Here is a 7795-nt window from a genome sequence, read left to right as displayed (position 1 = left end):
CTTGGTGAGCCGTTACCTCACCAACTAGCTAATGCGCCGCGGGCCCATCTTATAGCGACAGCCGAGACCGTCTTTCAGTATTTCACCATGAAGTAAAATAGATTATTCGGTATTAGCCCCGGTTTCCCGGAGTTATCCCAAACTATAAGGTAGGTTGCCCACGTGTTACTCACCCGTCCGCCGCTAACGTCAAAGGAGCAAGCTCCTTATCTGTTCGCTCGACTTGCATGTATTAGGCACGCCGCCAGCGTTCGTCCTGAGCCAGGATCAAACTCTCCATAAAAGAAATTTGATTAGCTCAAATTGTTTTGCTGGCATCATGTTTGATGTCCAAAATTTTGCTTTGTTCACCAACTCAAGGTTAGCTACTTAAAACTTTATTGATTACGTTTTGCTTGTTCAGTTTTCAAGGTTCATTTTGTCGCTGTTGTTTTCAGCAACTTTATTATCTTAACTTATCTCCAACAAGAAGTCAACAACTTTTTCAAAAATCTTTTTTTCAAATCTTTATCTCAAGTCGTCCTTCTTGTTAAGGACAAGTAATAATATATAATATAGCAATTTAAAAATCAAGCTTTTTTTGAAAAAAGTTTAAAAATCTTTTTCTCATCGACCACAAACAATAGAATTCCTACTATAACAATGAATCCACCAATAATTTGTGTAGCTATTAAATACTCTTTAAAAATGAAAAAAGCTAAAATGGCCGCGCCTATTGGTTCAAATAATATCGCAATAGAGACTACATTTGTACTAACGTATTTGATAGACCAATTAAATAGAGTATGACCCAATAAATTAGGCACGATCGCTAATAAAATAAACCACATCCAGTCCATAGTTGGATAAGGACCGAACGATTCACCTTTAATAAGAACATAGATAAATAACGTAATTGTACTAACAACATAAACAAGCATGGTATATGTCACAAGAGATAACCGCTTACGTACATCTTGTCCAAATAAAAAGTAAGCAGTGACGAGTGCACACGCAATAAGAGCAAGCATGTCTCCATAAAATGCAGTACCGCTAAGTTTAAAATCTCCCCAGCTTATTAAAATACTACCAACAATAGCAATCGCGCCTGCAAGTATTGTTTTTAGAGTAATGCTCTCTTTGAAGAAAAAATATGTACCTACAAATGCAAACAATGGCTGTAGTGTAACCAAAACTGTAGAACTTGCTACAGAAGTGTAATTGAGTGATTCAAACCACAAAATAAAATGGAACGCTAAAAATATGCCTGCAACTGAAGAAAATAGCCAATCCCGTCTTTTTAATTGTTTCACTTCATTCGTGTACTTCCCAAAAAATAGAGGAGCCATTATTAATACCGAAAACAACATCCGGTAAAACGCAATAACCCCTGCCTCTGCATTTGCTAACTTTACAAATATCGCAGATAAGGATACAGAAATAACACCAATAAATATAGGAATGTATGGATGAATTTTTGGTTTCTCCATTAAATCCTACCTCCAATCATTTTTACCCGGACATAAATACGTCTGGTTACAACTTGGTGCTATAAGTGATATCTACTTGAGATTTCAACCACCATCTATTTAATCACCTATAACTTTAGAGACTTCTGTAGCTACTTTCACTACCGAGAACGTTTGCTTAAAGAAATAAAAAAATACTTATACTTCATTCCTATCGTGATGTACAATACAAAAAAGTAATGTACATATAATAATGACACCTTGCATATCTCTTAGCAATACGAAATATCAGTGGAGGGTTACTTATGGAAACCTTATTTGGAAATATGATTACATATGAAGTTGGCATAAAATTAGTAATTGCAGCCACATTAAGTTTAGTAATCGGTATCGAAAGGGAATTAAAAAAGAAGCCTGTAGGATTAAAAACGAGCTTAGTCATCGCCACATTTAGCTGTTTATTAACTATTATTTCGATTGAAACCGCCTACTCAACACCCCCAAGGTCAGAAATCAATATTACAATGGATCCTCTACGCTTGGCTGCCCAAATTGTTAGTGGAATTGGATTTCTTGGAGCAGGTGTTATTTTAAGGCGCGGGAATGATAGTATCTCAGGTTTAACAACCGCTGCAATGATTTGGGGAGCTGCCGGGATAGGGATTGCAGTCGGCGCAGGATTCTATATGGATGCTACTTTAGCTGTTATTATCATTGTCTTCGGCATTGAGGTTTTATCGCCGTTTCTAATGAAAATAGGACCAAAAAGAATTCGTATGCGAGAGATATCATTGAAAGTTCAGATTAACAATGATGAAAAAAGTGAGTCTTTTCTAGAATTTTTAAAGGAAAACAATATTATTATCGAAAACATACGCATTCAAGATGGTTCAAATAATAATAATGTTTTTCACGAATTAGATTTACGTTTATCATTAATAGTATCTGATAACTTACTGTCATTTTATCGTTCATTACGAGCACTACCCTATATAGAAAAAATCGAAATGGAAATTTTAAACTAGTTGGAGGATTCTTTCGTGGGAGAACTATTAAAACTATTAAAAAACGGGAATAAACCATCTTTGATGGCAGCAGTTGTCAATGCCTTTTTAGGAATTATTAAAGGCGTCGCCTTCTTCTTTACAGGTAATGTTGCCATGTTTGCAGAAATGATGCACTCTCTAGGGGATGCAGCAAACCAATTTTTTGTTTATATCGGCTCAGCGCTTTCGAAAAAAGCACCGACAAAACAATTTCCTGGAGGCTTTGGCCGAATCGTAAATTTAGTTTGTCTTTTTGCTGTAATAATCGTGGCAATCCTTTCTTATGAAACTGTAAAAGAAGGCTGGCATCATTTTATACACCCAGCTGGCGAATCTAAAGGAATGCTCATTGCACTTGGCGTATTATTGATCGGTATCGTTTTAGAAGGATCAGTACTTGCGAAAGCTGCCGTTGAAATACTACATGAGACTGGGCAAGAAAAAGCGGGATTTCTTACAGCTATCCCTAAAGCTTTTCCCTATTTAAATCGCGCAAAACCAGCAACCAAATTAGTGTTTATGGAAGACTTAGTCGCTACAGGTGGTAACGTGTTGGCCTTCGCTGCTATTTTAATAGCGCACTTTACAGGCTGGGCAAATATAGAAGGGCTCGTTTCGATGATTATCGGCTTTATGATGTTCTATGTAGTAGCAAAAGTTTTCCTTGATAATGCACGAGGCGTTATTGGCGAAACAGACGAAGAAATGCTAAATCATATCGCCCACCTTGTTATGGATGACCCAAACATCAAAGATATTGTTCGTTTAGAGGTCGTTAAAGAAGGTGAATTTTTACATGTGGAATTAGTTGCCGAAGCTGACCCTAACTTATCACTTGCCTTTCTAGATGATGTCCGCGACCATTTAACAGAGGTCATTTTAAGTCAGAAGGGCGTATCAAAAGTGGCCATTCTATATGATGAGGATGACGGGGAACAAAATTGGGTGCATATTGGTGAAAGACCGGATCACTCAACACCCAAACAATAATATCATTATCCAACATAATTTTTCTAAATAAGATAAATAGCCAATTGCCCGGTTTCAGGCAGTTGGCTATTTTTTATACAATCGAACGATGTCTCTAAGCAACTCAATGTAACATCAAGATTTTTATAAGGAAGTCTGCACATCAAGACTGCGTTGCCTCATATCCGTTTTCGGTTAAAGTGAGTTTTGCAAAATTGCTCGTACATCTTCTTCCTGTAACTTGTTGAAGTTTCCAAAAGGCCCATTTTGCATTGCATGTTCTACGATTTGATGGAATTTTGAATCATCGATTTCATAATCCGCAAGGTGACTCGGAGCTCCTATTGAAGTCCAGAATGCCGACAAACGATCAATTCCTTCGTATGCTACTTCTTCTGGAGTCTTTTCTGTAGCGTCGACACCGAAAACACGTGTTGCAATACCTGCAAAACGCTCTGGATTCACAGGTACACTTAGACGCATCCAATGTGGTTGTAATATCGCTAAACCGCCAGCGTGCGGAATATCGTATACTGCAGATATAGCGTGCTCAATATTATGTGACGCCCAATCACCTCGAGAACCAATTGATAAGAATCCATTTAACCCAATTGTTCCAGCTAATAAAATCGTTTCACGCAGCTGGATATTCTCTAAATCTTCTATTAATTTAGGAGCTGTTGTAATAACTGTTCGTAATACTCCTTCGCACATTTCATCTGTAATCGGGGTATTCGTTGTGTTATGGAAATATTGCTCAATTACATGCGACATCATATCAACTATACCGTAAACTGTATGATTTTTTGGTACTGACACTGTATACGCTGGATTTAAAATCGAAAATTTCGGGAAAACAGCAGGGCTACCCCAACTTAGTTTTTCTTCCGTTTCCGCATTTGTAATGACAGAGCCTGAGTTCATTTCAGAACCTGTTGCAGCTAGCGTTAATACCGTTCCAAGCGGTAAAGCATCCTGTACAAATACTTTACGCGTTACAATGTCCCAAGCATCGCCATCATATTTTGCACCAGCGACGATTAACTTAGAACAGTCAATAACGGAACCGCCACCAACAGCTAGAACTAGATCAATTCCTTCTTTTTTACAAAGATCAATACCAAGTCTCGCTGTTTCCACACGTGGATTCGGCTCAACACCACTTAGTTCAAATATTGTTTTATCTGCTTCTTGTAACTTCTCGATGACAGCATTGTATACACCATTTTTCTTAATGCTACCTCCACCATAGACAACCAATACCTTTTTACCTTGATGCGCTAACTCTTTTAATAACTTTTCAAGTGCATTTTCACCAAAATGCAACTTCACAGGATTAAAAAATGTAAATGAATCCATTCAATCCGCCCCTTTCTAGTTGGATTTTCTCATGTTTTAGTTAATGAACGCAAAGATAAAACTTTGAAAATGTATTCGTTATAAATCTTATGAAGCCCCCAGGAAGCTCTGCTCTGTGCGAAAGCGTAGCGACAGCACCAAAGCGCCCAGTCGGAACGGAAATCAACCCTCTCATTTTGCCAAAGAGCCCCCTGCTTTATTTATAATGACACCTTAATTTCATTGATATAATAGTCTTTCAAAAACATGAAACGAGTCACCCCATTAATAGGAGTGACTCGTTATTCATATATATATTGATTAAACCCATCCACGGAAGCGTGAAGCTTCTGCAGTGCGGCGAACACCTACCATATAAGCTGCTAAACGCATGTTAATGTTACGTGTTGTCGCTGTTGTATAAACGTTTTCAAACGCATCAACCATTTTTTTGTATAGACGTTCTTCAACTTCTTCTTCTGTCCAGTAATAACCTTGGTTATTTTGTACCCATTCGAAGTAAGAAACTGTTACACCACCAGCAGATGCTAATACGTCTGGTACAAGTAGAATACCACGATCAGTTAAAATTCTAGTTGCTTCAGCTGTTGTTGGACCGTTCGCTGCTTCTACTACGATGTTTGCTTTAATGTTGTTTGCATTGTCTGCAGTAATTTGGTTTTCGATAGCAGCTGGCACTAGAATATCACAGTCAAGCTCTAATAATTCTTTGTTAGAAATCGTGTTTTCAAATAATGTTGTTACAGTACCGAAGCTATCACGACGATCTAATAAGTAGTCGATATCTAAACCTTCTGGATCATGAAGTGCACCATAAGCATCAGAAATACCGATTACTTTTGCACCTAAATCATGCATAAATTTCGCAAGGAAGCTACCTGCGTTACCGAAACCTTGAATAACAACGCGTGCACCTTTAATATCAATGCCACGTTTTTTCGCCGCTTCTTGAATAACGATTGTTACGCCTTGTGCAGTTGCACGGTCACGACCTTGAGAACCGCCAAGTACTAGTGGCTTACCTGTGATGAAACCTGGTGAGTTGAATTCATCCATACGGCTGTATTCATCCATCATCCAAGCCATAATTTGTGCATTCGTAAATACGTCTGGCGCAGGAATATCTTTTGTTGGTCCTACGATTTGACTAACTGCACGAACATATCCACGGCTTAATTTTTCGATTTCATCCATAGACATTTGACGAGGGTCACAAATGACACCGCCTTTACCACCGCCATAAGGTAGATCCACGATACCACATTTCAATGTCATCCACATTGAAAGCGCTTTAACTTCCTCCTCAGATACGGCCGGATGGAAACGAACTCCACCTTTAGTTGGTCCTACAGCATCATTATGTTGTGCACGGTAACCAGTAAATACTTTTGTTGTACCATCATCCATTTTCACAGGAATACGCACTTGTAGCATGCGAAGCGGTTCTTTTAACAATTCATACATTGCTTCGTCATAGCCAAGTCTATTTAGAGCCTCTTGAATGACTTCTTGAGTTGATGTGAACAGATTTAAGTTTTCAGACATTATTAAATCGCCTCTTTGTTTTTATAATGATAGTATATCGGCATCATTGTAACATACTTCCGAATTGAAATGTGAACAATTTGTTAAAGATTAAAAACTTTTTCAATTTGCTCGATTGACCAATCTAAATCTTCTTGAGAAATAACAAGTGGTGGCGCAAATCGAATAACAGTATCATGTGTTTCTTTACATAATAGACCCAATTCTTTAAGCTTTTCACAGTATGGACGTGCTGCCTCTGTTAATTCCATTCCGATAAATAAACCACGACCACGAACATCTTTAATAACTGGGTTATTAATTTCTCTTAATTTCCCTTTAAAGTATTCACCAAGTTGGTGTGAACGCTCTGCTAATTTTTCATCTAGTAATACTTTAATTGAAGCAATAGATACAGCACATGCTAAAGGATTACCACCGAAAGTTGAACCGTGTGATCCTGGATTGAAAACTCCTAAAATTTCACGATTTGCAGCTACACAAGAAATCGGGAATACACCACCGCCTAAAGCTTTCCCTAAAATGTACATATCAGGCTCTACTTCTTCCCAATCACATGCGAACATTTTACCTGTACGTGCTAAACCAGCTTGGATTTCATCTGCAATGAATAAAACATTGTTTTCACGGCATAACTCGCGAGCAGCTTTTAAGAAACCTTCTGGTGGAATAACGATTCCAGCTTCACCTTGGATTGGTTCAATTAAAAACGCCGCTGTGTTAGGAGTAATGGCAGCTTTTAATGCTTCTAGATTACCGTAATCGACTAACTTAACATTCGGTAACATTGGACCGAAGCCACGACGGTATTCTTCGTCAGATGATAAAGATACAGCAAGCATTGTACGACCATGGAAGTTACCATTACATGCAATAATTTCAGCTTTTCCATCTTCTACACCTTTTATATCATATGCCCAACGACGAGCCGCTTTAAATGCAGTTTCTACCGCTTCTGCACCTGTATTCATCGGTAATACCATCTGTTTATTCGTTAATTTACCAACAAGCTCATACCATTCACCAAGGTTTTCACTATAAAACGCACGAGAAGTTAATGTTACTTTATCAGCCTGTTCTTTTAATGCAGCGATAATTTTCGGATGACGATGACCCTGGTTCACAGCAGAGTATGCGGATAGCATATCTAAATATTTATTACCTTCCGGATCTTTTACCCAAGCACCCTCAGCCTCCGAGATAACAATTGGTAGCGGGTGATAGTTTGCAGCACCAAAATTTTGAGTTTGTTCAATAACTAGTTTTGTTTTTGTCATATAGTATTCTCTCCTTACTTTCATGATGAAATATCTATGGAAGACTATGTTTTTCTATAAGTAAATTTAATAGGACAATTTCGCATTTTCTGAATATAAAAATCAAGAATCTGCCTAGCTACTCCTATGTAAGCCGCTACACCGTTAGCGT

6 protein-coding genes and 1 rRNA gene are annotated in these 7795 nt (G+C 38.0%); 2 read left to right on the top strand and 5 right to left on the bottom strand.

Translation table 11 applies throughout. The features are described 5' to 3' along the window. Both ABE34_RS20555 and ABE34_RS20550 read right to left on the bottom strand, forming a co-directional pair. Positions 1 to 283: ribosomal RNA gene (locus ABE34_RS20555) — 16S ribosomal RNA — on the bottom strand; the annotation flags it as partial. Between the two features lie 286 nt (positions 284 to 569). Further along, positions 570 to 1469, bottom strand: a complete 900-nt coding sequence (locus ABE34_RS20550) for a DMT family transporter (protein WP_197144313.1) — start codon at positions 1467 to 1469, stop codon at positions 570 to 572. Positions 1470 to 1753: 284 nt separating this feature from the next. Here ABE34_RS20550 and ABE34_RS20545 point away from each other — a divergent pair, with 284 nt between their 5' ends. Further along, positions 1754 to 2473 carry an MgtC/SapB family protein gene (locus ABE34_RS20545; protein WP_197144312.1) on the top strand — a complete coding sequence of 240 codons (720 nt, stop codon included), beginning with the start codon at positions 1754 to 1756 and terminating at the stop codon, positions 2471 to 2473. Between the two features lie 15 nt (positions 2474 to 2488). Then, positions 2489 to 3484 carry a cation diffusion facilitator family transporter gene (locus ABE34_RS20540; RefSeq protein ID WP_197144311.1) on the top strand — a complete coding sequence of 332 codons (996 nt, stop codon included), beginning with the start codon at positions 2489 to 2491 and terminating at the stop codon, positions 3482 to 3484. A 174-nt stretch (positions 3485 to 3658) separates the two neighbouring features. On the opposite strand, the gene ABE34_RS20535 is transcribed toward ABE34_RS20540, so the two are convergent. The 3 genes from ABE34_RS20535 to ABE34_RS20525 form a co-directional block, all read right to left on the bottom strand. Continuing rightward, on the bottom strand, positions 3659 to 4822 hold the full coding sequence (locus tag ABE34_RS20535; protein WP_197144310.1) for an iron-containing alcohol dehydrogenase: 1164 nt from the start codon (positions 4820 to 4822) through the stop codon (positions 3659 to 3661). A gap of 300 nt (positions 4823 to 5122) precedes the next feature. Beyond that, on the bottom strand, positions 5123 to 6367 hold the full coding sequence (locus tag ABE34_RS20530; RefSeq protein WP_197144309.1) for a Glu/Leu/Phe/Val family dehydrogenase: 1245 nt from the start codon (positions 6365 to 6367) through the stop codon (positions 5123 to 5125). Positions 6368 to 6450: 83 nt separating this feature from the next. Continuing rightward, complete coding sequence (locus ABE34_RS20525) at positions 6451 to 7644, bottom strand: ornithine--oxo-acid transaminase (RefSeq protein ID WP_197144308.1); 1194 nt, start codon at positions 7642 to 7644, stop codon at positions 6451 to 6453. Positions 7645 to 7795 lie beyond the last annotated feature (151 nt).

This window comes from Lysinibacillus sphaericus (assembly GCF_015844675.1).
GTDB classification, from domain to species: domain Bacteria; phylum Bacillota; class Bacilli; order Bacillales_A; family Planococcaceae; genus Lysinibacillus; species Lysinibacillus sphaericus_E.
The sequence above is the reverse complement of the archived record's forward strand: the minus strand, read 5'-3'. Positions and strand labels throughout refer to the sequence as shown.